25 protein-coding genes are annotated in these 26,428 nt (G+C 68.2%); 13 read left to right on the forward strand and 12 right to left on the reverse strand.

Annotated features, from left to right (window positions below):
• Positions 1-160: 160 nt before the first annotated feature.
• The 5 genes from hemC to rpoH all read left to right on the forward strand — a co-directional run bounded on the left by hemC (position 161) and on the right by rpoH (position 7,035).
• A complete protein-coding gene (hemC, locus tag AC07O0_RS13785; RefSeq protein ID WP_494624218.1) occupies positions 161-1,111 on the forward strand; it encodes a hydroxymethylbilane synthase in 951 nt (316 codons plus the stop codon).
• A gap of 24 nt (positions 1,112-1,135) precedes the next feature.
• Entirely contained in the window at positions 1,136-3,100 is a 1,965-nt protein-coding gene (locus AC07O0_RS13790; RefSeq protein ID WP_494623893.1) for a uroporphyrinogen-III synthase, read from the forward strand.
• Between the two features lie 15 nt (positions 3,101-3,115).
• On the forward strand, positions 3,116-4,795 hold the full coding sequence (locus AC07O0_RS13795) for a heme biosynthesis protein HemY (RefSeq protein ID WP_494623895.1): 1,680 nt from the start codon (positions 3,116-3,118) through the stop codon (positions 4,793-4,795).
• Between the two features lie 102 nt (positions 4,796-4,897).
• A complete protein-coding gene (locus AC07O0_RS13800) occupies positions 4,898-5,932 on the forward strand; it encodes an RluA family pseudouridine synthase (RefSeq protein ID WP_494623897.1) in 1,035 nt (344 codons plus the stop codon).
• Positions 5,933-6,138: 206 nt separating this feature from the next.
• Positions 6,139-7,035, forward strand: a complete 897-nt coding sequence (rpoH, locus tag AC07O0_RS13805; RefSeq protein ID WP_454025011.1) for an RNA polymerase sigma factor RpoH — start codon at positions 6,139-6,141, stop codon at positions 7,033-7,035.
• On the opposite strand, the gene AC07O0_RS13810 is transcribed toward rpoH, so the two are convergent.
• Positions 7,036-8,091, reverse strand: a complete 1,056-nt coding sequence (locus tag AC07O0_RS13810; RefSeq protein WP_494623899.1) for a DUF2125 domain-containing protein — start codon at positions 8,089-8,091, stop codon at positions 7,036-7,038.
• A gap of 139 nt (positions 8,092-8,230) precedes the next feature.
• Here AC07O0_RS13810 and AC07O0_RS13815 point away from each other — a divergent pair, with 139 nt between their 5' ends.
• The gene (locus AC07O0_RS13815; RefSeq protein ID WP_494623901.1) at positions 8,231-8,788 is read left to right on the forward strand and encodes a gamma-glutamylcyclotransferase; all 558 of its coding nucleotides are present in this window, start codon (positions 8,231-8,233) and stop codon (positions 8,786-8,788) included.
• A gap of 4 nt (positions 8,789-8,792) precedes the next feature.
• Here the strand turns inward: AC07O0_RS13815 and AC07O0_RS13820 are convergent, their stop codons facing one another.
• The 5 genes from AC07O0_RS13820 to ftsE form a co-directional block, all read right to left on the reverse strand.
• A complete protein-coding gene (locus AC07O0_RS13820) occupies positions 8,793-9,278 on the reverse strand; it encodes a hypothetical protein (protein ID WP_494623903.1) in 486 nt (161 codons plus the stop codon).
• A gap of 59 nt (positions 9,279-9,337) precedes the next feature.
• Entirely contained in the window at positions 9,338-10,120 is a 783-nt protein-coding gene (locus tag AC07O0_RS13825) for a lysophospholipid acyltransferase family protein (protein WP_494623905.1), read from the reverse strand.
• 51 nt (positions 10,121-10,171) lie between these two features.
• A complete protein-coding gene (locus tag AC07O0_RS13830; RefSeq protein WP_494623907.1) occupies positions 10,172-10,873 on the reverse strand; it encodes a YdcF family protein in 702 nt (233 codons plus the stop codon).
• A 169-nt stretch (positions 10,874-11,042) separates the two neighbouring features.
• Positions 11,043-12,020: a cell division protein FtsX gene (locus AC07O0_RS13835; RefSeq protein WP_494623909.1), complete on the reverse strand. Its 978-nt coding sequence runs from the start codon at positions 12,018-12,020 to the stop codon at positions 11,043-11,045.
• Positions 12,007-12,666: a cell division ATP-binding protein FtsE gene (gene ftsE, locus AC07O0_RS13840; RefSeq protein WP_494623911.1), complete on the reverse strand. Its 660-nt coding sequence runs from the start codon at positions 12,664-12,666 to the stop codon at positions 12,007-12,009. Before ftsE ends, AC07O0_RS13835 begins: the two co-directional genes overlap by 14 nt.
• Before the next feature lie 272 nt (positions 12,667-12,938).
• On the opposite strand from ftsE, the gene AC07O0_RS13845 reads away from it, so the two are divergent.
• The 3 genes from AC07O0_RS13845 (at position 12,939) to AC07O0_RS13855 (ending at position 14,842) form a co-directional block, all read left to right on the forward strand.
• Positions 12,939-13,772: a zinc finger domain-containing protein gene (locus tag AC07O0_RS13845; RefSeq protein ID WP_494623913.1), complete on the forward strand. Its 834-nt coding sequence runs from the start codon at positions 12,939-12,941 to the stop codon at positions 13,770-13,772.
• Positions 13,773-13,902: 130 nt separating this feature from the next.
• Entirely contained in the window at positions 13,903-14,463 is a 561-nt protein-coding gene (gene hpt, locus AC07O0_RS13850) for a hypoxanthine phosphoribosyltransferase (RefSeq protein WP_454025020.1), read from the forward strand.
• A 4-nt stretch (positions 14,464-14,467) separates the two neighbouring features.
• Positions 14,468-14,842 (forward strand): response regulator, encoded by a 375-nt coding sequence (locus AC07O0_RS13855; protein ID WP_454025021.1) that lies wholly within the window; start codon positions 14,468-14,470, stop codon positions 14,840-14,842.
• A 12-nt stretch (positions 14,843-14,854) separates the two neighbouring features.
• Here the strand turns inward: AC07O0_RS13855 and AC07O0_RS13860 are convergent, their stop codons facing one another.
• Positions 14,855-15,364, reverse strand: coding sequence for a TspO/MBR family protein (locus AC07O0_RS13860; protein ID WP_494623916.1), 510 nt, complete (start codon positions 15,362-15,364; stop codon positions 14,855-14,857).
• 104 nt (positions 15,365-15,468) lie between these two features.
• Here AC07O0_RS13860 and AC07O0_RS13865 point away from each other — a divergent pair, with 104 nt between their 5' ends.
• Positions 15,469-16,623, forward strand: coding sequence for a trans-sulfuration enzyme family protein (locus AC07O0_RS13865; RefSeq protein ID WP_494623918.1), 1,155 nt, complete (start codon positions 15,469-15,471; stop codon positions 16,621-16,623).
• Between the two features lie 3 nt (positions 16,624-16,626).
• Here AC07O0_RS13865 and AC07O0_RS13870 read toward each other — a convergent pair whose 3' ends face one another.
• Positions 16,627-17,229 (reverse strand): glycoside hydrolase family 19 protein, encoded by a 603-nt coding sequence (locus tag AC07O0_RS13870; protein ID WP_494623920.1) that lies wholly within the window; start codon positions 17,227-17,229, stop codon positions 16,627-16,629.
• A gap of 136 nt (positions 17,230-17,365) precedes the next feature.
• On the opposite strand from AC07O0_RS13870, the gene AC07O0_RS13875 reads away from it, so the two are divergent.
• A complete protein-coding gene (locus AC07O0_RS13875; RefSeq protein WP_494623922.1) occupies positions 17,366-18,667 on the forward strand; it encodes an aminotransferase class V-fold PLP-dependent enzyme in 1,302 nt (433 codons plus the stop codon).
• A gap of 37 nt (positions 18,668-18,704) precedes the next feature.
• On the opposite strand, the gene AC07O0_RS13880 is transcribed toward AC07O0_RS13875, so the two are convergent.
• The 4 genes from AC07O0_RS13880 to argH all read right to left on the reverse strand — a co-directional run bounded on the left by AC07O0_RS13880 (position 18,705) and on the right by argH (position 24,586).
• Positions 18,705-21,419, reverse strand: coding sequence for a TIGR02302 family protein (locus tag AC07O0_RS13880; protein ID WP_494623924.1), 2,715 nt, complete (start codon positions 21,417-21,419; stop codon positions 18,705-18,707).
• A gap of 133 nt (positions 21,420-21,552) precedes the next feature.
• The gene (gene lysA, locus AC07O0_RS13885) at positions 21,553-22,842 is read right to left on the reverse strand and encodes a diaminopimelate decarboxylase (RefSeq protein WP_494623926.1); all 1,290 of its coding nucleotides are present in this window, start codon (positions 22,840-22,842) and stop codon (positions 21,553-21,555) included.
• A gap of 6 nt (positions 22,843-22,848) precedes the next feature.
• The gene (gene lptM, locus AC07O0_RS13890) at positions 22,849-23,109 is read right to left on the reverse strand and encodes an LPS translocon maturation chaperone LptM (RefSeq protein ID WP_494623928.1); all 261 of its coding nucleotides are present in this window, start codon (positions 23,107-23,109) and stop codon (positions 22,849-22,851) included.
• A 76-nt stretch (positions 23,110-23,185) separates the two neighbouring features.
• Positions 23,186-24,586 (reverse strand): argininosuccinate lyase, encoded by a 1,401-nt coding sequence (gene argH / locus AC07O0_RS13895; protein WP_494623930.1) that lies wholly within the window; start codon positions 24,584-24,586, stop codon positions 23,186-23,188.
• 31 nt (positions 24,587-24,617) lie between these two features.
• On the opposite strand from argH, the gene tlpA reads away from it, so the two are divergent.
• A complete protein-coding gene (gene tlpA, locus AC07O0_RS13900; protein WP_494623932.1) occupies positions 24,618-25,247 on the forward strand; it encodes a thiol:disulfide interchange protein TlpA in 630 nt (209 codons plus the stop codon).
• 169 nt (positions 25,248-25,416) lie between these two features.
• Positions 25,417-26,409, forward strand: coding sequence for a hypothetical protein (locus AC07O0_RS13905; RefSeq protein ID WP_494623934.1), 993 nt, complete (start codon positions 25,417-25,419; stop codon positions 26,407-26,409).
• Positions 26,410-26,428: the final 19 nt, after the last annotated feature.

The following is a 26,428-nucleotide window of genomic DNA, read 5'->3' on the forward strand; positions in this document are numbered from 1 at the left end:
TCATGGTGTTGGGCGGGCATCGGCGCCGGTCGCCGGGCTGCCGCCAGGGTGCGCGGTTTCGCGCGGGGATTTCCTCCGTATAGTGCTGCATGAAGGAGAAGGCCAATGGCCAGCGCCGTTTGATGGCGCGAAAGCGGAGACCTCATAGAGAATGACCGACATGCCGACCCCGCCACGCGAAAGCCGGCTCCCGGGCCGCTTCATCCTCGGCACGCGTGGCAGCCCGCTTGCTCTGGCGCAGGCGCACGAACTCGCCCGCCGGCTCGGCGCCGCCCATGGCTGGAGCAGCGCAGAACTGCCGCTCGACGTGATCCGCACCACCGGCGACGCGATCCAGAACCGGGCGCTCTCGGAGGCCGGCGGCAAAGGACTCTTCACCAAGGAGATCGACGCTGCCCAGCTCGCCAGCACCATCGATTTCGCCATCCACTCCGCCAAGGACCTGCCGACCGCCCTCCCCGATGGCCTCGTCATCGGTGGCTACCTGCCGCGCGAGGATGTCCGCGACGCGCTGATCGCACGCGGCATCTCCAGCCTCGCCGACCTGCCGCAAGGCGCCGTCGTCGGCTCGGCCTCGCTGCGCCGCCAGGCCATCCTCAAGCGCGCCCGGCCCGATCTCCAGGTGACGCTGCTGCGCGGCAATGTCGGCCGGCGGCTTGAGAAGGTCGCGAATGGCGAGCTCGACGCCACCCTGCTCGCGCTCGCCGGATTGCGCCGCCTCGGCCTCGCCGACAAAGCGACCGGCATCCTCTCGCTCGATGAGTGCCTGCCGGCCGTCGGCCAGGGCGCCATCGCCATCGTGATTCGCGCCGGAGACGCGGCCGCTGCCGCGGCACTCAGCCCCATCATCTGCCGCGACACCGGCCACGCGCTTGCCGCCGAGCGCGCCTTCCTGACCGAGCTCGACGGCTCCTGCCGCACGCCGATCGCCGGTCACGCCACCGTCAATGGCGAGCGCCTGCATCTGCGCGGCCTGCTGCTTTCGCCCGACGGCACGGCGAGCGCCGAGGGCGAGCGCCATGGTTCCGTCACGGAGGCCGCGCAACTGGGAGCCGATCTCGGGCGCGAATTGCGTGCCCGCGCCCCGGCGGGCATCTACGATCCGGCCTGAGCGAAGCCCGCACGAGGAGGCGATATGCGCGTTTTGGTGTTCAGACCGCTCGAGGATGCCGAGCGCAGCGCGCAGACCTTGCGCGAGCGTGGCAAGGATCCGGTGGTCGCGCCGCTGTTCTCGATCCTGCCGAGCGATGAGAAACCGCCCAGAGGACCGTTCGATGCGCTGGTTTTGACCAGCGGCAATGCCGTGCCGGCGCTGGAGACTTTGCCGAAGGCTTGGCGCAACACGCTTCCCGCCTTCTGCGTCGGGACGCGTACGGCGGAGACCGTCGGCACGCTCGGCTTCAGCGCACACAGCGCCCGGGGCGGGCGCGCCGAGCTGCTAGCGCTGATCCTCGAACGCCTGCCGAGGGGGCAGAAGCTGCTCTTCGTCGCCGGCCGCGATCGCCACGAGGACCTGCCGCAGCAACTGCGCGACGCCGGCCACGACGTGACAGTCTGGACGGCCTATCAGGCGAAGGCGGTCGATGCCTTGCCCGCCGCCGCTGCCGATGCCTTGCGGGACGGCTCGGCCGACGCCGCCCTGCATTATTCGCCGCGCAGCGCCCTCGTCTTCGTCGATCTTGCCGGCAAGGCTGGATTGGCTGAGCAGGCGCAAGCCTTGCCCCAGGTCACGCTCTCGGCCGAAGTCGCCGCCGCGCTGATCTCGGCCGGTTCCGATACTGTGCTTGTCGCCGAGCATCCCGAGGAGGCCGCGCTCTTCGCCGCCCTCGACCAGCTTCCCACTCGCACTCTGCTGACCGCCGATGCTAAGGAGCCGGCAGCGGCGGACGAGAAGGCGGACAAGGACGGCATGACGGCAGAGCCAAGCAGCGAACAGGGCCAAGCCGGAAAGCGCCGCAGCCGCTCGGGCCGGACACCGCCGACAATCGAGCTCGCCGCGACTGAAACCGTCGAGACGCCGCCTCCGGAGGCCGCCAGCTCGGCTGCGAACGCCGCCGAGGCCGAACGTGCCGAGACGCAGGCCGAGGCCGTGCTGCCGACCGAGGCGCTCGCCCAGGAATTCACGCCGCCGCCGGTGCCCGAGCATCAGCGGCGCTACAGCCTGCCGACCGTCGCACTCGCCGGCCTCGCCGGCGGCGTGATCGGCGCCGGCATGGTCCTTCTGGGCCTGCGCCTGTCCGCTCCCGATGACGGCGCCCGCTTCGCCGAGCTCACCAAGCGCGTCGAAAGCTTGCAGGCGCAGAGCGCCGCTTTGCCCAATCGCGCCGCGCTCGACGCCGTAGACCGCAAAGCCGCCGCTGCCGCCGAGAGCGCCGCCAGGGCGAGCAGCGAGGCACAGGCCAATGCCACCCGGCTCGCCGAACTGGCCAAGGCTGCCCCGGCAGCCGGCGCCGGCATCCCTGCCGGGCTGAACGAAAAACTCGACCGCGCCGACAGCATGGCCGCCGCCGCCCGCGATGCAGCCGCGACGCTGGGCCAGCGCCTCGCTGGCGTCGAGGCCGCGGCCAAGAATGCTGCCCAGCCGAGCAAGCAAGCGCTCGCCGCGGCGCGCGTCGTCCTCGCCGAGCGCATCCGCGATGCGGTCGGCTCCGGCCGCCCTTTCCAGACAGACCTCGCCGCGCTCGGCGACATTCCGGCCGAACAGAAGACGGCGCTCGCCGCCGTGGCCAGTTCCGGTGCCGCCACGCGTGAGCAGTTGCTGGCGCAGTTCAAGAGCCACCACGCTTTGTTCGTGCGTGAGACCGCGCCGGCGGCGAACAGCTGGGAAGACAAGCTGCTTGGGCTGGCGAGCCGCATCGTCACCATCCGACCTGTCGGCGAAACGGTGTCCAACGACCCGGCGACCCTGCCGATCAGGCTCGAGACGGCACTCTCCCGGAACGAGATCGCGAAGGCTGCCGAGCTCTGGACCCAGCTGCCCGAGCCCGCGCAGCGCGGCAGTGAAGCGTTCGGTGCGGCGCTGAAACTGCGTGCGGTCGCGGAATCGACGATCAACCGTATCGCGCAAGATGCGGTCGCGGCACTGGGTACGGCAGGCTGAGAAGGATAGATCCCGATGGTTCGCGTACTGGTCTATCTCTTCGTTATCGCACTGCTCGCCGCCGGCGCCGTCTGGCTGGCAGATCGGCCGGGTGAAGTCCTCGTCGTCTGGCAGGGGCTGGAATATCGCAGCACTGTTGCCATCGCAGCGATCGCCGTCGTCATCCTCGCTTTCCTGGTGATGGTCGCCTGGGCGATCTTGCGCTTCGTCTTCGGCCTGCCCTCCGCCTTCGGCTTCGCCTCGCGCGCCCGCCGCCGTGCCCGCGGCTTCGAGGCGATCTCGCGCGGCATGGTCGCGATCGGCGCGGGCGATCCCGTCGCCGCCGGGCGCCATGCCGTCGATGCCCGCAAATTCGCCGCCAATGAGCCGCTGACGCTGCTGCTCGAGGCGCAATCGGCCCAGCTCTCGGGCGATCGCGGCCAGGCCGAGGCCGCCTTCAAGGCGATGCTCGACAAGCCCGAGACCCGTGTGCTCGGCCTGCGCGGGCTCTTCGTCGAGGCGCGTCGGCGTGGTGACATGGCCGCCGCCCGTGCTTTCGCCGATGATGCGGTGCGCCGCTCGCCTTCTCTGGCCTGGGCCAATGACGCCCTGCTCGACTTCCACACTGCCGCCGGTGACTGGCAGGCGGCCCGTACCGCGGTCGAGCGCCGCGCCGCGCTGCGCCTCGCCGACAAGGGCGAGGCCAAGCGCCAGCGCGCCGTCCTGCTCGCCGCCGAAGCGCTCGAAGCCAAGGATCGCGAGCCGGAGAAGGCCCTTGCCGCCGCGCTCGAAGCGATCAAGCTTGCGCCTGGCCTCACGCCTGCAGCCGCCCTCGCCGGCCGGATGCTGTCGGAACGCGGCGACATCAAGAAGGCGGCGCGGCTGCTGGAAGCGGCCTGGAAGCAGGTCTCGCATCCCGATATCGCCGGTGCCTATCTCGATGTCCGCCCGGGCGACAGCGCCCGCGACCGTCTCGCCCGGGCGGAGACGCTGACCAAGCTCAGGCCCGCCGATCCCGAGGGCGTGCTGGCCCTGGCCGGCGCCGCCATCCACGCCCAGGATTTCGCCCGCGCCCGTGCCACCCTGAAGCCACTGCTTGCCGGCGGCGCCTCGGTCCGCGCCTGTCTGCTGATGGCCGAGCTGGAGGAGGCCGAGCACGGCGCCACCGGCCGCGTCCGCGAATGGCTGGCCCGTGCCACTCGCGCACCGCGTGACGCCGCCTGGGTCGCCGACGGCCTCGTTTCCGATCAATGGCTGCCGGTCTCGCCGATCTCGGGCCGGCTCGACGCCTTCGTCTGGACCGTGCCGCCAGCGACGCTCGGCAGCCAGGGCTCGCATCTCGACGACGACGTCCTCGCCGATCTCGACGATCCCTCGGCGCCGCTGCTCGAAGGCAAGGCGGAGGTCGCCGAAGCGGTGACAATTCCGGCAGCGGCCGGACTCGCTCCGCCGCCTGCACCCGAGCCGCCCAAATCCGAGCCCAAGGTCGAGCCAAAGCCGGAACCCAAGGTCGAGATCAAGCCGGAAACCTCCGTCGCGGCAGCCCCTCCTCCGGCCGAGCCGGTCGTCGGGATCGCGCCGGCGACGACAAAACCGACACCACAGCAGGCCAAACCCGCGCCGGTCGTCTTCCCGGTCGCGCATGCACCGGACGATCCCGGCCCGGAGCAGCAGGCGCCGGGCGAGGCCAAGGGCCGGTTCCGGATCTTCAGCTGAGGCCGCAGCGCGTGTCATTCTCGGTACTGCGGCCGCGAATGACACGTGCGATCCCTTGCATCGACAGGTGCAGTTTAAGCGCCGCGCGCCTATAGACGGCGCATGACCACACCCGAAACCGCCACCCCGCAACCTGCCACCGAACTCGTCATCGCACCCGAACAGGCCGGCCTGCGCCTCGACAAAGCCCTCGCTCTGCTCGGCGGCGAGGTCTCGCGCGCCCGTCTGCAGCAGGTGATCAAGGAGGGCGGCGTCAGCATCGACGGGACGGTCGTCGCCGATGCCAGCCGTAAGGTCGCCGCCGGCCAGCGCCTCAGCCTCGTCATGCCCGAGGCCAAGCCGGCCGCGCCGATCGGCCAGGACATCCCGCTCACCGTCGTCTTCGAGGACGAGCACCTGATCGTGATCGACAAGCCCGCCGGGCTCGTCGTCCACCCTGCCGGCGGTCATGAGGACGGCACGCTCGTCAACGCGCTGATCGCCCATTGCGGCGAGAGCCTTTCGGGCATCGGCGGCGTGCGCCGGCCCGGCATCGTCCACCGGCTAGACAAGGACACCAGCGGCCTGCTCGTCGTCGCCAAGAACGACAAGGCCCATCGCGGCCTCGCCAAGCAGTTCGCCGACCATGGCCGCACCGGACCGCTGGAGCGGGCCTATCTCGCGCTGGTCTGGGGCGCGCCGCGCCGGCAGACCGGCACGATCGACGCGCCGATCGAGCGTTCCAACCGCAATCGCGAGAAGATGATGGTGGTCGGCGAGGGCCGCGGCCGCGAGGCGATCACCCATATCGAGCTGATCGAGCGCTACCCCCCTCTGCTACGCGGCCACGAGGAGGTCGAGGCACTGGCGAGCCTGGTCGAATGCCAGCTCGAGACCGGCCGCACCCACCAGATCCGCGTCCATATGAGCCATATCGGCCACCCGCTGCTCGGCGACCAGCTCTACGGCTCCGGCTTCATGACCAAGGCGAGCCGCCTGCCCGAAAATGCCCGGACAGCACTCGCCGATCTCGGGCGCCAGGCATTGCATGCGCGCCTGCTCGGTTTCGAGCATCCGGTCACCGGCGAGGAATTGCGCTTCGAGTCGGAACCGCCCGCCGACTTTGCACGTTTGCAAGCAGAACTCTCGATCCTGTGACTGATTTTTGCTGCGCCGCCCACTTTCCGCCACCCTCGCATCGTCTATACTGCGCTGCGAAAGCGGATGGCTAAAGGGGCGCCGCTGGGTGCACGGCAGGTGACTGGACGGAAGTCGTCGCCGAGGCAGTGCACCGGATGATCCTGCCCGATGGAACATCGGGTGGTTGGCTCGCCGTTCAGCGGGAGCCGGAAAGGAGTACGAGCATGGCGACTGCGTCGTTGCCCGTCATGTCCGCGGAGGGCGGACTTTCACGTTATCTGGACGAGATTCGTCGGTTCCCGATGCTGGAACCGAACGAGGAATTCATGCTGGCCAAGAGCTGGCGCGAGCATGGCGACCGCGATGCGGCCCACCGGCTCGTGACCTCGCATCTGCGCCTCGTCGCCAAGATCGCCATGGGCTATCGCGGCTACGGCCTGCCGATGGGCGAAGTCGTGTCGGAGGGCAATGTCGGCCTGATGCAGGCGGTCAAGCGCTTCGAGCCCGACAAGGGCTTCCGGCTCGCGACCTATGCGATGTGGTGGATCAAGGCCTCGATCCAGGAGTACATCCTGCGCTCTTGGTCGCTGGTGAAAATGGGCACCACCGCCAACCAGAAGAAGCTGTTCTTCAACCTGCGCAAGGCCAAGAGCAAGATTTCGGCGCTCGGCGAGGGTGATCTCAAGCCTGATCAGGTCAAGAGCATCGCGACCAAGCTCGGCGTCAACGAGCAGGACGTGATCGACATGAACCGCCGCCTCGGCGGTGACGCCTCGCTGAACACGCCGCTGCGCGAGGACGGCGAAGGCGAGTGGCAGGACTGGCTGGTCGACGATAGCGAGAGCCAGGAGCGCCGCCTCGCCGATTCCGAAGAGAGCGACAACCGCCATCTGGCGCTGCGCGAGGCGCTGGGCGTTCTCAACGATCGCGAGCGCCGCATCTTCGAGGCGCGCCGCCTTGCCGAAGACCCGATCACCCTGGAGGAACTCTCCGAGGAGTTCGGCGTCTCGCGCGAGCGCGTCCGCCAGATCGAGGTCCGCGCCTTCGAGAAGGTGCAGGACGCGGTCAAGAAGGCGCTGGTGAAGATCGAGGCGCCGCGGGCAGCCCTGCCCGCCGCCTGATCAGTAAAGCGGCTGCAACGGCTGCAAGGGCAGTCTGAGCGGCCCGAGGAAAACCCTGCCTTCGCGCAGGACCAGCGGCGGCAGCGGCGAAAGCCCTGCCGCCGTATTGCTTTGCCCACCATCGCTGCGCCCGCCGAGCAAGGCGCCGAGGCCCGCGGTCAGGCCGCCGACCTTGATGCCGGCGATACGGTCGACACCGGCGACCGCCGCCGCGATCTTGCCGGCTGGCCGGTGCGCCTCGTCGAGCGCCACCAGGCCGGTCGCCTCGAGCCGCGTCGGCCCCTTGGTCAGGACGAGCTTGGTCACCTCCAGCCCGCCGCCTGCGGTTCGCCAGGCTTCGAGCGCATCGGGATTGAAGCCGCGCCGGAACGACGGCGCCTGCGACAGGCTGGCCTGCAGATCGAGATCGGCGAGCTGGCCATTGCCGATCAGCGCTTCCAGCGCCGGCAGCACGCCACCCTTGGCGTTGACCGCAAGATCGACTGTCCCCTCGCTGGCAAAGCGCTGCGGGTTGGGCCGCAGATGCGCTTCTGCGGCATTCGCCCGCCAGGTCTCGGCAGCTTCCTGCCCGGGCTCGGTGACGGTCAGCACCGGCTCGCCCAGCACCAGCGAGAAGCGCTCGAAGGCGAGCCCGCTGAGATGCAGGCTCGCGGCCAACCCCTTCCAGTCGAGCGCCGCCTTGCGCCCCTGCGGCAGGTTCGCCAGCATCGGCCCGGTCATCTGCAGGATGATGTGGCCTGGGGTCCAGACCTGCGCGACGGCGACCGCCGGCCCGGCATCGACCTTGACCTCGTCGCCCCAGCGCGTGGACGTCAGCGTCAGGCTGGCGCAGCGCACCTCGATGCGGAAGGGATAGCCGCCGACGCTGCGCTCGCGACAGGTCCAGTTGCGCCCGGCCCGTGCCTCGCGGGCGATGCCGGCATCGAGTTCCTGGTCGACCTTGCTGCGCGCGAAGCCCCAGATGCTCGACCAGCCAGCGGCGAGCAGCGCCAGCAGCACGAAGGGCGCGTAGAGCCAGAAGCGGCCATGCCGGCGCACGGGCGTGATATCAGACATGCGCGGGCGCTCCATTGCGAAAATCTCGGCAGGTTGATAGCGACCGGGGCCGCAGCGCGCCAGCGCTGGCGGAGATTATCCGCCAACGGATCGCGCTTGCCTCTCTGGCGAGGCAAGCGGGCTAAATTGTGAGGATCGGATGACGGGGCCGCTTCCGCCGGAAGATCTCTGGGTGTTCGGCTACGGTTCGCTGATCTGGCGTCCCGGCTTTGCCTTCGTCGAGCGCGCCAGCGCGCGCCTGCACGGCTACCACCGCGCGCTCTGCATCTATTCGCACGTCCATCGTGGCACGCCCGAGGTGCCCGGCCTGGTGCTCGGCCTCGATCGCGGAGGCATCTGCCGCGGCGTCGCCTTCCGCGTCGCCGCCGACCAGGCCGAAGAGACGATCGACTACCTGCGCGCCCGCGAGCAGGCGACCGCGGTCTATCTCGAACGACGGCTGACGCTGCGGCTCGACGACGGCAGACGCCTCAATGCGCTCACCTATATCGCCGACCGCGACCACTATCAGTATGCCGGTCGCCTGCAGGAAGAGGCGGTGCTGGCCTTCGTCCGGCAGGGCAAAGGCGTCTCGGGGGAGAACCCGGACTATGTCCGGCGCACCCATGAGCATTTGCACGAGATGGGCATCCACGATCCGCTGCTGGCGCATCTCGTCGCCGAGCTCGACAAGGCTGGCGGGCCGGCGTCGCCCTGAGCGCTCACGCCTCGGGCACCAGGTCGCAGAGCACCGCGCGGCGGCCGGCGCCATCTTCGGCCAGGAGATGAATGTGGATCTCGCTGGCGCCGGCCATGGCGACGGCGTCGCGCCAGCGCGTCAGCGCCGCGTCGATGCCGAACGGCCCGCTGTCACGCGCCGCGACGATCTTGCGGTCCGGCGACACTGCCAGCAGCACCGCATCGCTGAAGCCGAGCGCGTGCCCGTCCTGAATGGCGAAGACCGAGGCGACATAGCGCCGGCCGGTACGGCCGCGCCAGGCGGTGAAGCGGCGCTCGGCGAGCTGGGCGGTAGCGCGCAGCGGCATCTCGCGCACCTGCCCCGGCACGACGACAGCGTCATCGAACAGCGGAACAGCGCGCTCCGCCTTGGCGGGCTGGAGCGCCTCCAGCAGATTGAGCTGACGCGGCATCTTGTCGATCGACCGGTTGCGGTCGAATGGGAAACGGGCTCGGGCCAAAGCAGCCATGTCGTTCCTCCTTTGTTCCAGAACAAAATCGGAACACTCGAGCCCCTTGTCAAGGCCGATCAGGCGCTGGGCTGCGCCTCCTGACGTATGCTGACAGGAGGTGGCACGCCGAGCCGGTCGAGCTCGGCGAGACCGTCGGCCAGCAGCCGGTTGCTCGCGGTCTCGATCTGCTCCTGCAGCAGGGCGTGGAACGCCACCTTGTCCATCCCCGGCGGGATCGGCGGCAGGATCTCGACACGGATCGTACCCGGCCGCTTGATCAGGCTGCGGCGCGGCCAGTACAGCCCGGCATTGAGCGCGACGGGCACGCAAGGCACGCCGAGCTCGGCATAGAGATGGGTAACGCCGTATTTGTAGGCCGGCTCGGCGCCGGCCGGCCGGCGCGTTCCTTCCGGGAAGATCATCAGCTGGCGGCCGTTCTGGCCGAGCTCGACCTTGGCGCGCCGGGTCACCTCCTGCAGCGCCCGGCTGCGGGCGCCGCGATCGACCGGGATCATCCTGAGCTTGATCAGGCACCAGCCGAAGAAGGGCAGCCAGGTCAGTTCGCGCTTGAGGATGTAGACGGGATTGCGGAACACCGTGACCAGCGCGAAGGTCTCCCAGGTCGACTGGTGCTTGGCCGCCATCATCAGGCCGCCGGCCGGAATGTTCTCCACGCCTGTGATCTCGTAGCGCGTCCCGACGATCACCCGCATCCACCAAAGCGAAGTCTCGGCCCAGCACAGCGCAACCTTCAGCAGGAAACGCGGCGGCAGCACCATCGTCACCATGGCCGCGAGCAGCCAGAATGCGAGGTTCAGATAGAAGGCGACGTTGAACAGGAGAGAGCGGATCAGCAGCATGATCCGCAAGAACCCCGGCGGCCCGGGCGCGTCAAGAGCCAGCCGGAGAGATCAGGCTCCGCGCGCCTGCGTTGCCGCTCGCGAACGCTTGTCGTGCTCGGGGCCGATCTGATCGCCCGGCTTGGGCGAGATCGGCTTGCGCCCGCCGATGATCACGGAAAGCCGCGAGGTCTCGGGGTCGGTCTCGAGTTTGCTGCGCACCGCTGCGACGAGGTATTTGAGGTATTCCGGCACCAAAAGGCGAACTGTATGCCAGTCGCGCCACCAGCCGGCGACGTCGACCTGATCGGTCACCACGGGGTGGGACACGACACGTACGCCCGGCATCGCATGGCCGAACTCGAGCAGCGTACGCGGCATGTGGTAGTTCGACGTCACCAGCAGCAGCGAGCGGAAATCGTGACGCCGGACCCAGCGTCGCGCCTCGATCGCGTTGCCGATGGTGTTGCGGGCGCGATAGTCGAGATCGACGCAGCAGGCGAGCGCCTCGCGCGCGCTCGGATTGAGCTTGGCCAGCTCCTCGCGGCTCGTCCGCTCGTTGACGCCGCTGATCAGCAAACGCCGCCCGCGATCGGCATTGAGCAGGCTAACGGCGTCGCCGATCCGCTGCGCCCCACCGGTGACGACGACGATCGCATCGGTCCGCGGCGGCGAGACAGCTTCGGCCATCGAAAGGCCGGTGGCGAACCGGACATAGCCCGCGGCCACGGCGAAGCCGCCAAGCAGGAACGACCAGAGCAGGAAACGGCGCAACCAACGGCGCCGCGGGGAGGCGAGCGTCGTCATCGGTCGCAGGGCAGCCAGGCTGTCCTCAGCACTGGGAAGATGACCTTGCCGGGTTCCAAGCAGCACCATGAGATCGGGTAACTAACCGCCCAATCGGGCACAATGACGGCACTTCACAACCCCGCCGCGCAGCGAGTCAGCCCATTGCCCTGAGATAATGCCGCACCGTCAGCCGCGAGACGAGTCCCGCGATCGCCGCGACCACCGCCGCGACCAGGGTGACGACGGCATAGCCGGACCAGCCGATCTCGAACGCCCCGAACAGCGCCTGCAATTGATCGGCCTCGGGCGTCGCGCTCCAGGCCGAGGACAGGAAGCCGAGCAGAGCGATAGCGATGATCGCCGCAAGCCCGCCGGCGGCCCCCCCGCGCAGGCCGAGCGCGACAAAACGCGTCTGGAACTCGCGCGCAATGAACTCGTCGGTCGCACCGACGAAATGCAGCACCTCGACCGAATCGCGACTGCCGGCCATGGCACCGCGCGTGGCGAACGCGACGGCCAGCCCGGCCGCCACCAGCACCAGCAGCACCACGGCGACGCCGGCCAGGATGATCGTGCTCGCCATGGTCGAGAGGCGGCGCACCCAGAGCCGGTGGTCGTCGAGCGTCGCGCTCGGCACCTCGCGCCGCAGCGTCTGGCTGAAGGCGACGAGATCATTGGCGGAGGTCGAGGACAGCCGCAGCACGATCAATCGCGGCACTGGCAATTCGACAAGGTCGAGCCCTGCGCCAAGCCATGGCTCGAGCAACTTGTCCGATTCGGCCCGCGGCATCGGCCGCGCTTCGGCCACGCTCGGCACGGCCCGCGCGAGCGCGATTGCGCGGGCGATGTCCTGCTCGATATTGCGGCGCGGATCGGGCCTGACCTGGATCGTCATCTCGTTGGCGACCGCACCACGCCATTGCTCGGAGGCGCGGGCCGCCAGTAGCGCCGCTCCGGCGCTGAGCGCCGCGAGGAAGGTCAGGATGGCGATAACGACGACGAGCGCGCGCCCTGCGACCGAATCGACCGGCACCAGGGGCTGGTCGCGGCGCAGGCTCGCCGGCAGGCGCTGCCCGCTGCGCGGACGCTCCTCCTCGGCTTCGTCCATGTCGAGATGGTCAGGCATCGACATGCAGATGCCCATCCGCCAGCACCAGGCGCGGCGCGTCGTAGAGCTCCATCAGGGCGATGTCGTGCGTCGCGATCACCACCGCCGTTCCCAGCGACTGCAATTCCATGAACAGCCTGAGCAGGCGGCGGCCGAGGCCCGGGTCGACATTGCCGGTCGGCTCGTCGGCGAGCAGCAATTGCGGCCGGCTGATCAGGGCCCGCGCGATCGCGGCGCGCTGCTTCTCGCCGCCGGAGAGCACGGCCGGCACGGCATGCATGCGCTCGCCGAGCCCGACCCAGCGCAAGAGCTCGACGACCTCGGCGCGATAGCTCGCCTCCTCCTTGCCAGTGACCCGCAGCGGCAGCGCGACGTTCTCGTAGACCGTCAGATGGTCGAGCAGCCGGAAATCCTGGAAGACGACACCCATGCGCCGACGGAAATCCGTGAGCGTGGCGGCGTCGAGGCGCGACACGTCCTGGCCGAACAGGTTGACCAGGCCGCGCGTCGGCTTGAGCGCCATCAGGACCAGCCGGATCAGCGTGGTCTTGCCCGCTCCCGACGGCCCGGTCAGGTACTGGAAGGAACGCGGCGCGATACTGAAGTTGATGTCCTTCAGCACCTCCGGTCCCATCCCATACCGCAAGCCGACATTCTCGAACCGAACCAACGCAGTTCCTCTCGCTCACTCGCATCCGAATCGCGCCGGACGAACGCCGAGCCGGCGCGATCCTACACCGAGACGAAGCGCCAGCGGGAAGCATAGGGCGCTTTTTCCTCAGGTGGGCATCGCCCAGGGTTTACGCGACATTAACCATAAATCGACCCTATGAGAGGCGGAGCTGCGTGCTGCACCCGCTTGCGCTTGCGCGCAGCGACGAGAGGATCAGGCTCCGGACCGATACCTTTGGGATGCAGCGCGGAGCGAGCGTTTTTAAGGCCATGCTGATCGTCTGCCCCAACTGCGCCAGCCGGTACGAGATCGCCGAGGCCAAGATCGGGACCGGCGGCCGCAAGGTGCGTTGCGCCAGCTGCCAGACGACCTGGCAGATCGAGGCACCGCAAGCTCAAACGGCAGACGCGCAGCCGACCGAAGAAGTCCTGCAATCCGACCTCGATGCGGCGATCCCGGAGCTTCCCAGCCCCCCCACCCCGGAGCAGACCGCCGCGGAGCTGGAAGAGGAACTTCGCCGTGCCGCCGAGATCGACGCCGACATCTCGGCGATCGCGGCCGAGCGAGCCGAGCCTGTGCAGCCGGATGCCGCACAGCCCGCACCTGCCAGGAGCAAGCGGAGCTGGGCAAGCGCCCGCAACCCGGCATTGCGCCTGCAATCGGCGGCAGCTGGCGTCTTCGTGGCCGCCAGCCTCGCTGCGCTCGGTCTCGGCCTCTGGCAACGCGAGCGCGTGGTGCGAGTGGTGCCGCAATTCGCCGATCTCTATGCGAAGATCGGCCTGCCGGTGAACGTACGCGGCCTTGCCTTCAGCGCCGTCGAGAGCGAACTGGTTCAGGATCCGCAAGGACGCTTCCTCGTCGTCTCCGGCGATGTCACCAACGTCGCCAAGGGCACGACGAAGGTGCCGCCGATCACGGTGATGGTGCGGGGCGACGATGGCAAGCTGCTCTACAGCTGGACGACGGAGCCGCCGCGCCCGTCGCTCGAGCCGGCGGAGCTGATGCATTTCCGGGCACGCCTCGCCTCGCCACCGCAGGATGGCCGCTCGGTCCAGTTACGCTTCGGTGCGGGTAGTCCCGACGGTATCGCCAGCCTCTACTGATTTCCCGCACAGCCCGGGTCCAGCCGCTTCAATTGTCGGCACATGGACGCTATGACTGAGGCCTGAAGAGTTTAGCCCGCGATCACGGGGCTGCGCGGGTATAGGCCCGCGCCGAAAGGAACGGTCGTCGATGTCTCAGCCCCAGCGTATCCGTGTTCTCTATGACGAAGCGGCTATCGCCGCCCGCAACGCCGAAATGGCGGCGGAGATTTCTGCCGATGCTGGCGAGAATCTGCTCGTCGTCGCGGTGCTGAAGGGCAGCTTCATGTTCGTCGCGGACCTGATCCGCGCCATGCATCGCGCCGGCATGACCCCACAGGTCGAGTTCGTCCATCTGTCGAGCTATCGCGCCGCCACGGTCTCCTCCGGCCAGGTCGAGATTCTGCGCGACGTCCAGAGCGATGTTCGCGGTCGCCACGTTCTGCTTGTCGACGATATCCTCGAATCCGGCCGCACGCTTGCCTTCGCCAAGGACCTGCTCACCGCACGCGGCGCCGCACGCGTCTCCACCGCCATCCTGCTCGAGAAGCCGGGCAAGCGCGCCGTCAACATTACGGCCGACTATGTCGGTTTCGAATGCCCCGATTATTTCGTCGTCGGCTACGGTATGGACGTCGCCCATTCCTATCGCCAACTGCCCTATGTCGGGGTGATCGAAACCGCCGATCAGGCCGGCCTGCCAGGGATCTGAAGCGATGTCGCGCATTCTCGTGGTCGATGACGAGGAGAGCCTGCGCGCCCTGGTCGCGCGTGGTCTCGCCATGGACGGACATGACTGCCTGACCGCAGGTGACGGCGCCGAGGCGCTCGACATCCTGATGGCCGAACAGGGCCGTTTCGATCTGCTGCTCACCGACATCCGCATGCCGCTGATGGACGGCATCGCGCTGGCGCTCGCCGCCAAGCAGCAATTCCCCGATCTCACCATCATGCTGATGACCGGCTATGCCGAGCAGCGCGAGCGGGCCAAGAGCCTGGAGACGATCGTCTCGGAGGTGATGACCAAGCCCTTCACCATCGCCGAATTGCGCGAGACGGTGCTGCGCGTGATCGAGCGCTCGATCGGCTGAGCAATCGCGAGGCTAGCGGTTCAACCACCAGATCGAGGCGTTGAGCAGGCTCGCGAACGAGGCCCAGGCGAGATAGGGCACGAACAGAGCGGCCGACAATCTGTCGCCGAGCCCGGCGAAACACCGCATCGTCCAGATCATCGCCGCCAGCAGCAGCGCAATGACGAGCAAGCCGCCTGCCGGGCTGTTGAGCCCGAAGAACGCGCAGGACCAGAGCATGTTGAGCGCGAGCTGGACGTGATAGGCGAGCAGCGTTTGCGCCCTGCCCGGCCGATCGCCAGGCAGCCGCCAGACGCGGAAGGCCGCCAGTGCCATCAGCGCGAACAGCGTCGTCCAGACCGGCGCGAACAGCCAGTTCGGCGGATTGAAAGGCGGCTTGGCGAGGCCGGCATACCAGCCAGGGATCTGCGGCACTGTCACGGCGCTGCCGATGAGCGACGCCACCACCACCGGCAAGATCGCGAGAACTGCGGCAAACCACAGGTTTGGCCGACGCTCAGTGTTGTCTGTCACTATGCTCATGCGGCGAGCATGGGGTGTCTCTGCGCCCGGGGCAAGGCGCGCCTCTTGCGCTGCAATAACACCGATGAGATGAATTTTCCCACATAGTAGAAATTGGATCGACCATGACGAAGCGCCCGCTACACCCTCGTTCACTCGCCGCGCAGGCGCTTGGCAAGATCGACGCGGTGACGAAGGCGGTGGTGCCGCCGATCCATGTCTCGACGACCTATATCCGCGACGAGGACAACGCCTATTCCTCCGGCTTCATCTATGGCCGCCCGGACAATGAGACGGTGCACGAGGCGCAGGCCGTGCTCGCCATGCTCGAGGAGGCCAGGGCCGGCGCCCTGCTGTTCGGCTCCGGCATGGCCGCGGCGACCGCGGTGTTCCAGGCGCTCTCGCCGGGCGATCATGTCGTCGCCTCCAAGGTGATGTACTGGGCCCTGCGCGCCTGGCTTTTGACCGAGGCGACGCGCTGGGGCCTGAAGATCGACTTCGTCGAGACCGATGATCTCGCCAGGCTCAGGGAAGCGGTGAAGCCCGGTGTCACCAAGCTGATCTGGGCCGAGACCCCGTCCAACCCGCTCTGGACCATCACCGACATCGCCGCGGTCGCAAAGATCGCCCGCGCCGCCGGCGCGAAGCTCGCGGTCGATTCGACCTGCGCCTCGCCGGTGCATACCCGCCCGCTGACGCTCGGCGCCGACATCGTCATGCATGCCGCGACCAAGGTGCTGAACGGCCATTCCGACGTCGTCGCCGGCGCGCTCTGCGCCCGCGAGGACGATGAGTTCTGGAACCGCATCAAGACCATCCGCAAGGGCCAGGGCGGCATCCTCGGACCGTTCGAGGCCTATCTCCTGATGCGCGGCATGCGCACGCTCCATCTCCGGCAGGAGCGCCAGTCGGCCTCGGCCATGGCGCTGGCGCAAAAGCTCTCAGCCCATCCGCTGGTCTCGCGCGTGCTCTATCCCGGCCTGCCGCAGCATCCCGGCCACGACATCGCCGCCCGCCAGATGGAAGGCGGCTTCGGCTTCATGCTCTCGGTCCAGGTGATCGGCGGCGAGGCGGCGGCGATTGCCACCGCGGCTCATGTCGAACTGTATAAGAGGGCGACCTCGCTCGGCGGCGTCGAGAGCCTGATCGAGCACCGCGCCTCGATCGAGGGCGCCGGCTCGCCCTGCCCGCCCGACCTGCTGCGCCTCTCGACCGGCATCGAGGACATCGACGACCTCTATGCCGATCTCGACCTGGCCCTCAAGGCCGGGCATCGCTGACGCCTAGAACCAGATCCCCTTCGCCATCGTCAGCAACCGCCGGCGGTCGGCGAGGCCGTTGGCGCCGCCATTGATCAATTGGGTGACGCGGGCCGCATCGTCGCGGTCGGCGGCGGCGTTGATCTTGCGGTCGCGCCAATAGGCGAAGGCGATCTGGACCGAGATGCGCGGGTCGAGCGCCAGCTCCGGCCGCCCCTCCAGATCGATATTCACCATCCGGCCAATGCGCTTGTAATTGGCGCGGCCGGTGAGCTGGAAGATGCCGCGGCCGTGATAGCGCGCTCCGTCGCCGGGCTCGGCATTGCCGAGGTCGGAGCGGCCCTCGTACTTGGCGAACTGCTCCTTCCCGCCCTTCTCCTCGAGCGTCCGGAACCGGTCGGTCTCGTGCGCGGCCTGGGCCAGGAAATGGCAGACGCGCAGCAGCGTCGTTACATCGGCCTCGGCTGCGAACCGGTCGAAATGCAAGGCGATGTTGCTCATGATCTCGGCCTTGCCGATCGGCGCCAGGCGCGCGAGCCGGGCGACCGTAACCGCGAGATCCGGCTGCCGCGGAGCTTGCGGCTCCTCGATCGGCTCGTCTTCGGCTGGCGATCCCTGCATCGACATGGCGGCACTCCCAGTTGCGCTTTGGGCCAATATGCACCGGTTTCGCCGTGCGGGGATAAGTTCGCCAGCAGGACCGTCATGGCCCTGAAACAGCGCGCGTCTAGCGAGGGCCCCCGCCCCAAGGAAAGCCCCCGCCATGACCGACCACACCGCTCTCAATCGCCGCACATTGCTCGCCGGCCTCGGCACTGCCGCGCTCGCCGCTGCAGCCGCTCCCGCCCTCGCCCGCTCGCTTCCGGCCCTGCCGACCGGCAACCTCGGCACCGACACCGGCTATTGGGACGCGGTTCGCCGCCTCTACAGCGTCACGCCCGACATGGTGAACCTCGAGAATGGCTATTGGGGCATCATGGCCGAGCCGGTGAAAGCCGAATACAAGCGCCTGACCGATTTCGTGAACTTCGAGAACACCGTCTACGCCCGCACCAAGATCGGCCAGGACCTCGACAATGTCCGCACGCCACTGGCGGATTTCCTCGGCGTCACGCGCGAGGAGATCGCGCTGACCCGCGGCGCCACCGAAGCGCTGCAGACCTTGATCGCCGGCTACAACAAGCTCAAAGCCGGCGACGGCGTGCTCTATGCCGATCTCGACTATGATTCGATGCAGTACGCGATGAACTGGCTGAAGGGCCGGCGCGGCGTCGAGGTCGCGAAGTTCGACATTCCGGAGCCGGCCACCAAGGCCAATGTGCTAGCGGCCTATGAGGCCGCGCTCAAGGCCAATCCGAAGACGAAGCTCCTGCTGCTCACCCATATCAGCCACCGCACCGGGCTGATGATGCCGGTCAGGGAGCTCGCCGCCATGGCGAAGGCGCGCGGCATCGACGTCATCCTCGACGCCGCCCATAGCTGGGGCCAGGTCGACTTCAAGGCCAAGGATCTCGGCGTCGACTTCATCGGCTTCAACCTGCACAAATGGATCGGTGCGCCGCTCGGCGTCGGCGTCATGTACATCGCCCGCGAGCGCCTGGCCGATATCGACACCCATTACGGCGACGAGGACTTCAAGCCGGACGATGTCCGTTCGCGCATCCATACCGGCACGCCGAACTTCGCCGCCCAGCTCGCCGTCCCCACTGCGCTAGCCTTGCATCAGGAGGTGGGACCGCAGGCCAAGGAGGCGCGTTATCGCCATCTGCGCAACTACTGGGTCAGCAAAGCGCGCGAGCTCAAGGGCGTCGAGATCCAGACGCCTGATGATCCGGAGATGGTCGCCGGCATCACCTCGTTCGCGCTCACCGGCAAGCGCTCGGCCGCCGACTGCAACGCGATCGTCGCGGCACTGCGCGACCAGCACAAGGTGATGACGGTGCGCCGCGGCGGCGTCGCCAAGGGCAACACCATCCGCATCTCGCCGGCGCCCTATCTGACGGAAGCCGATCTCGATCGCTTCATCGCGGCGCTCGCGGTCGTCTCAGGCAATCGGGCGGGCTGAGCCCTAAGAGAAAGGCCGCGCCAGGCGCGGCCTTTCTTCAATTCCGCCGCAGCAGGCGCTCGAGATAATCGAGCTCCTCGGTCGGGCGCATCGGGTCGCCGAGGCGCCGGCGCAGCTCTTCGAGGATGCGCCGCGCCCGCTGCGTCGCGCTCTCGTCGGCGCCCGGCACACGCACGCGGCCATCAGCCCAGTCGCGCTGGCGCTGCGGTCGCCCGAGCGGATCATTGTTGTCGCGCTGCTGCGCCGAGGGCCGGCCGGCGGGCCGCCCATCCGGCTCGCCATAGGCGTTGTCGTTGCCCTCGCCCTCGCCGGGCTCGCCCTGCATCTGCTGGGCGAGGTTCTGGCCGCCCTTGCGCAGCGCCTCGAGCGCGCGCCCCTGCGAATCGACCGCCTGGCCATCCTGGCCCTGGCCGAGTTGGCCCTCGGCCTCGCGCATAGCGTCCTCGGCCTCGCCGAGCTCACCGGGATCGGCGCCCATGCCGCGCATGCGCCGCTGCAGCTCCTGCAGCCGCTCGCGCAGGGCCTGCTGGCGCTGCGACAGGCCCTGGCCTTGGCCCTGCCCGCCTTCGGCGTTCTGGCCGTCCTCGCCTTCGCCCTCTTCGCCGTTCTCGCCGGGCTGCTGCCCGGGTTGCTGGCCGCGCTGCCCGCGTTGGCCCTGCTGCCCTTGCTGGCGCTGGCCCTGCTGGCCGGGCCGCGCCTGCTGCTGGCCGGGGCGGCGGCCCTGCTGGGCGCGGTTCTGGCGCTGCTGGTCCTGCTGATAGGTCTCGTCGCGCAATTGCTGCTGCTCGCGCGTCATCCGGTCGAGATCGCCGAGCGCCTGGTTCATCTCACGCTGGCGCGGGTCCTGCTGGCCGGGCCGCGCCGTCTTGAGATTGTTGAGGAGGTTGTTGAGCTCCTCCATCAGTCGCTGCGCCTCGGCCATATCGCCGCGCCTGGTCAGCTCCTCGATGCGGTTGAGCATGTTCTGCAGGTCGCGCGGCGTCACCGTGCGGAAGTTCTCGGGCATCTGCGCCTGGTTCCGCTCACCATTCTGCTGCTGGCGCTGCCATTGCTGCGCGAGTTCGCGCATGTACTGGTCCATGGCGCGGCGCAGATCCTCGGTGAGCTTCTTCATCTCCTCTTCGGAAGCCCCGCGCTCCAGCGCCTGTGCCAGGTTCTCCTGAGCGGCCCGCAACGCCCGCTCGGTATCCGAGAGGTCGCCATCCTCCATCTGCAACGCGAGCGCCCACATCATCTCCGCAGCGTCGCGCAACTGGTCATCGCTGGCGGCACGGCGCAGGCGCTCGCCGATCATCCGCATGCCCAGATAGACGCCGGTCTCCTTCATGAAGCGGTCAGGCTCGATCATCAGCGCGTCGAGCCCGAGCTGGACCTTCCTGCGGTTGTCGACGTCCATGACGAGCTTGCGCCGCTGCTCGACCAGCGCCTTGGCCAGCGGCTTGGTGAAGGTCCGCTGCGGCAGTGTGACCTCGACGGTCTCGCTGCGCCCTTCCTGTCCGGTCTCGTCACGCGCCAAGAGGCTCATATTGACCTTGGCCCCGGCCCAGGGATGAGCCGAGAAGTCGACCGTGCTCTTCATCTCCTCGTCGCCGGAACCGGAAGGCGGCACCGGCAGTACCTGCTTGGGCGCTTCGACCAGCGAACGGCCACCCGTGATCGGCCCGACGCGCGAGACCAGCACCTCGGCCGAGGCGATGCCGTAATCGTCCTTGCCGCGATAACTGAGGCCGAGCCCCCCCTGAACGCCGCTGACGGCCTTCGGCGGCTGGGTGAAGGCGATCTCCGGCTTCTGGTCGATGATCGCGTGCAGACTCAGCGTCTGCGCCGGGGCGCCCGATCCGGTGATGCGCAAGGTGCCGTCGCCAGCGACCAGATAGCGCTTCTCGGTCACCGCGACCGTGTTCACCGGCGCAGCCTTGGCCTCAGCCGGTTTGGTCTCGCCGGCCTTGGTTTCGCCCGGCTTGCCCTCGACCGGAACGGCGTCGAGCCGGCCGGTGGTCGCGACATCCATGCCGCTGCGCCCGGCGATGCGCACCACTACGGTCGACTTCTCGGGCACGTTGAAATTCGGGCTGGCGAGCCTGGCGAAATCGATCAGGATCGGCGGCATCCGCGTATAGGAGGGCGGGTCGATCCAGGCGTCGATCCGGACCGCGGCAGCGGCAAGCGCAGGCCCGCGCCAGTCGATGGCGGCGGTGAGCCGCGGCAGGGCCTCGTGCCCGGCGACGAAGAAGCCGGCGACGGCGGCGACCAGCGGCGCAGCGCGCAGCGCGCGCTTGTCGCGCCCGGCCATGCGCGGCTGCGGCGGCGCGACCTTCAATGCAGCGACATGGGCGCTCTGGCGCTGCAGATGCAACGTCCACAGCGCCTGCGAGACGGGATCCTTGCCGCCGACCGCGAGCGTATCCTCGAGCGAGGTCGCCGGACGATGCGACCCGTCCATCGAATGGTCGAGTCGGGTCAGCGCCTCGCGGCGGCTCGGCCAGCGGCCGGTGACGGCAGGCCAGAAGCTTCCCAGCAGGAGCAGTGCAAAGATGGCGGAGCCGGCAGCACGGCCCCACCAGGGCAGATTGAGCCAGAGCCCGAACCAGGAGACGGCGAGGAAGAGCAGGACGACGCAAAGCGGCGCCCACAGCTTCGGCCAGAGGCGCTCCCAGGCGAGAGACAGCCGCGAGGCCGTAGCAAGCCGCTCCAGCCTTCTGCGGATCGTCCCGATTGGGTCAAGCGCCGTCCGGCGCGGTGTTTCGCTCATCCGATGCTCCGAGCCGCCCCCCGCGGCGCCTCTCTTGGCTTCATCGATCGAGCAAGCAGGCTAGCACGTGATTGTGGCGTGACCAGCGCTGAGGCGCGATACCCCACAGGGCTCCGCTAATTGTGAAGCGCCGTCAGGGCAGCCAAGGCGGAGCACGATCCGTGCCGATCAGCTCTTCATAGGTCTGGCGCGGCCGCGTCACCGCGAATTTATCGCCCTTCACCAGCACTTCGGCGACCAGCGGGCGCTGGTTGTAGGTCGACGACATGCTGGCGCCGTAGGCGCCGGCGGTCATGAAGGCGATGAGGTCACCGGGCCTCAGCTCGGTCAATTCGCGCCCGGTGGTGAACGTGTCGCCTGATTCGCAGATCGGCCCGACCACGTCATAGGCGATCGTCTTGCCACCCTCCGCCGGCTCCGCCACCGGCCAGATCTCGTGATAGGCCTCGTACATGGCCGGCCGCATCAGGTCGTTCATCGCCGCATCGACGACGAGGAATTCCTTGGTCGGGCGCGGATTGAGATGCAGCACCTTCGTCAGCAGGATGCCGGCATTGCCGACGATCAGGCGGCCCGGCTCGAAGCCGAGCTCGGCGTCGAGGCCAGCCATCACCCTGGCGACCATCGCGGCATAAGCCTCGATCAGCCCCGGACCATGGTCGAAATTCCTGGGGACTTCGTAGGGGATGCCGAGCCCGCCGCCGAGGTCGAGCCGGTCGACCCGGTGCCCTTCGGCCCGCAGCGCCAGCACGAGATCACGCATCTTGGTGTATGCCGCCTCGAAGGCGTCGACCTCGCGGATCTGGCTGCCGATATGCACGGCGAGCCCCATGATCCTGACGCCCGCCATATTGGCGGCGCGAGCATAGAGCCGGTGCACTTCCTCGAAGGAAACACCGAACTTGTTGGCCGAGGAGCCCGTGGTGATCTTGGCATGGCCGCCGGCGCCGATGTCGGGATTGACCCGAAACACCGCCTCCTGGCGCTTACCCAGCCGCTGCGCCACCCTCGACAGCAGGTCGAGTTCACCTTCGGTCTCGATATTGACCTGGTAGATGCCGGCCTCGACGGCGAAGGCGAGCTCGCTTTCGCTCTTGCCGACGCCGGAGAAGACGATCTTGCTCGCCGGGAAGCCGGCGGCGAGCGCCTTGCGGATCTCGCCCTCGGAGACCGTGTCGGCGCCGGCGCCGAGCGCTGCCAGCGTCTTCAGCACACCGAGATTGCTGTTGGCCTTCATGGCGTAGAAGACATGCGCCGGCTTGCCCGGCGCGGTCGACTTCATCGCCTCCTCATAGAGGCGGTAGTGCCGCTCGATCGTCGCGGAGGAATAGACATAGACCGGCGTTCCGACTTCTGCCGCGATCTCGCGCAGGTCGACGTCCTCGGCGAAAAGCGCGCCGTCGCGATAGGCGAAGTGGTGCATGTCGGTTCAGAGCAACGGGTCGAGCACGAAGGGCTTCTCGGGAATCTCGATCGCCTTGTTGCGCTTCGGCGGCTTGCCCAGCGGCGAAGCGTCCGTCGCGTTGAAGGTATTCTCGACCGCGCCGGTCTGCTGATCCGGCAGGTCGATCGCATTCTTGGCGTTCGGCGGCGGCTCAAGGGGTCCGCGGCGGCCGCAAGCCGCAAGCGCGAGGCCGAGCAGGCCGACCACCAGCACGGTGCGGCCGAGTTTCAGGCGGGATTGCGGCACGAACGATGATCCTTAGGCGAAGCTTCGGGACGAGTGTAGCGAATGGCGCGCCAGCTTGCGAGCCTTTGCGCCGGGATCATGGCTGCGGCTTCGCGTCCTTGGCCAATTGCTTGAGCCAGCGCTTGGCCTGCCGCTTCACATTGGCAGGGGCGGTTCCGCCATAGCTGGTGCGGCTCTTCACCGAGCGCTCGACGCCGAGCACCGCGAAGATCTCGTCGCTGATCTTCGGCTCGACCTCCTGCATCTCAGCGAGTGAGAGCTTCTCCAGCCCGACGCCCTTGGCCGAGGCGATGCCAACGAGCCGGCCGGTGACATGGTGGGCGTCGCGGAACGGCATCTTCAGCACGCGCACTAGCCAATCGGCGAGATCGGTGGCCGTGGCGTAGCCGAGGCCGGCAGCCTTCTTCATCGTCTTCAGGTCCGGCTGCATGTCGCGGACCATCCCGGCGCTCGCCGCGAGGCAGAGCGACAGGGTCTGCACCGCGTCGAAAGTGCCTTCCTTGTCCTCCTGCATATCCTTCGAATAGGTCAGTGGCAGGCCCTTCATCATCGTCAGCAGGCCCTGCAGCGCGCCGAAGACGCGGCCCGCCTTGCCGCGCACCAATTCGGCCGCGTCGGGATTGCGCTTCTGCGGCATGATCGAGGAGCCGGTCGAGAACTTGTCGGAGAGCTTGACGAAGCCGAATTGCGGCGTCGCCCACAGCACGATCTCCTCGGCGAGGCGCGACAGGTGCATGGCGCAGATCGAGGCGGCCGACAGCGTCTCCAGCACGAAATCACGATCCGAAACCGAATCGAGCGAGTTCGCCGTCGGCCGGGCGAAACCGAGCGCCTTGGCGGTCATGTGCCGGTCGATCGGGAAGGAGGTGCCGGCGAGCGCGGCGGCGCCGAGCGGGCATTCGTTCATGCGCTCGCGGGCGTCACGAAGGCGGCTGCGGTCGCGCGCCAGCATCTCGACATAGGCGAGCAGGTGATGGCCGAAGGTGACCGGCTGGGCCGATTGCAGATGGGTGAAGCCCGGCATCACCGCGCCCGCATAGGTCTCGGCCTTCTCGGCGAGCGCGAGCTGGAGATCGGCGACCTGCTCGTCGAGCTGGTCGAGCGCATCGCGCACCCAGAGCCGCATGTCGGTCGCGACCTGGTCGTTGCGCGAGCGGGCGGTGTGCAGGCGCCCGGCCGCGAGCCCGATCCTCTCCTTGAGATTGCTCTCGATATTCATATGGATGTCTTCGAGCGCGCGCGAGAACGTGAAGCGCCCCGCCTCGATCTCGGCCTCGATGCCCTTGAGTCCGGCCGAGATGACGTCCACGTCGTCCTTCGTCAGGATGCCGGTCTCAGCCAGCATGGCGGCATGCGCGAGCGAGCCGCGGATGTCCTGGCGCCACAGGCGCTGGTCGAAATCGATGGAGGCGTTGATCTCCTCCATGATGACGTCGGGACCTGTGGCGAAACGCCCACCCCACATGCGGTTGCTCACGGCGGTCTTTCCTGCTCTTCAAGGACGCGCGATGACGTCTCGGTCGAAAATAGTGGTGGCCTGCGGGGCTCTGGCGCTGCTGGTGTTAGGCGGCGCTGGCGCCTTCTACTCCGTCCGGGGTGGAGCCGGCAATTCCGTCTGCAGCGCTGCCGCAACGAAGGTCGAGACGTTGCGCCCCCTGGCGAAGGGCGAGGTCGCGGCCGTCGAGGTCGCCAAGCAGCCAGGGCTCCTGCCTGACCTTGCCTTCAACGGCCCGGACGGCAAGCCGACGACGCTGTCCGCCTTGCGGGGCAAGACCGTGCTGGTCAATCTCTGGGCGACCTGGTGTCTGCCCTGCCTCACCGAGATGCCGGCGCTCGATGCCCTCCAGGGCGCGCTCGGCGGCTCCGATTTCGAAGTGGTGGCGATCAATATCGACACGCGTCACCCCGACAAGCCGAAGAAGTGGCTGGCCGACAAGAACATCGCCCGCCTCGCCTATTATGCCGACCCGCAGGCCAAGGTTTTCCAGGACATCCGCGCCGTGAAGAAGGTCGAGGGCATGCCGATCAGCCTGCTGGTCGACCCTGCCGGCTGCGAGCTCGCCTTGCTGCAAGGCCCGGCCGAATGGGCCGGCGCCGACGCCAAGGCGCTGATCAGCGCCGCCATCGGCCGGCGCTGAGCGTCACGCCCCGTCGATCACGCCGCTGACACGCACAAGAGCGACAAGCGGCTCGGGCCTCATCCTTCGATCGCAAGGTCGCGGGATGTGAACCTGTATCCGCTCAGCCAGTTGCAGCATGGCCCGCCGTCGGCGACGCGGGACCTACCGATCGTACAGGAGCGACGCGATGATCCGATTCGACATGAGCACAGTGCGCCATGCCGCCCGAACGACCCTGCGCCTGGCCCTTGGTGGTTTGCTCGCCGCTGGATTGGCAGTCAGCGCACAGGCCCAGGAGCGCACCGCGATCTCCGGAACAACGGTCTCGCTGACACCGCTGAAAGGCTTTGCCCCCTCGACCAAGTTTGCTGGTCTGGAGAACGTCGAGGCGAAAGCCTCGGTGCTCGTCGTCGAATTGCCGCCCGAGGCGCATCCGCAACTCTCGACGCTGTTCAGCAATCTGGAGATGGCGAAGACCAATTTCGCCAAGCAGAACATCACCATCGACGAGGCCGAGGATATCGAGACCGTCGGTGGCAAGGGCCGCATCCTGACCGGCCAGCAGACGCTCGGCGCCGCGACCTTCGACAAATGGATGGTTCTGCTCAAGGGCGCCAAGACCGTGATGATCACGGTGCAGGCGCCGGAGGATGCAGATCTGGACGGCGACGATGTCGTGACCATGCTGAAGAGCGTGTCGCTCGGCACCGAACCGACGCTCGATGAGAAGCTCGCCGCCTTGCCCTTCCGCGTCCGGGCCACCGAGCCCTTCCGCGTGGTCGACACTTTCGGCGGCCTCGGCGTGCTGATGACCTCGGGCCCGCTGAACGTCGATCCCAAGGGCACGCAGCCCATGCTGATCGTCAGCTATCAGACCGGCGGACAGGTCGCCGCCGGACAGCTGGCCGCTGCCGGCGAGAAGCTGCTGCAGACGACGCGCGGCTTCGAGAAAGCCGAGATCACCAAGCGCGAGACCGTCACCTTCGCCGGCGACAAGGACGGCGTCATGCTCTCGGGCACGACCACGGAAGGTTCGATCCGCAAGCGCTTCGCCCAGTATATGGGCCTCGGCCCGGATGGTCGCTTCGTCCGCATGATCGTCAGCGCAGATGAGGCGACCTATCCCTCGCTCGAGCCGGCGATCAAGGCGATCGCCGACAGCATCGCCTTCGCCAAGTGATCGACTGACCCCGCCGCAC

The sequence above is a fragment of the Allobosea sp. GW821-FHT10B12 genome (assembly GCF_059415545.1).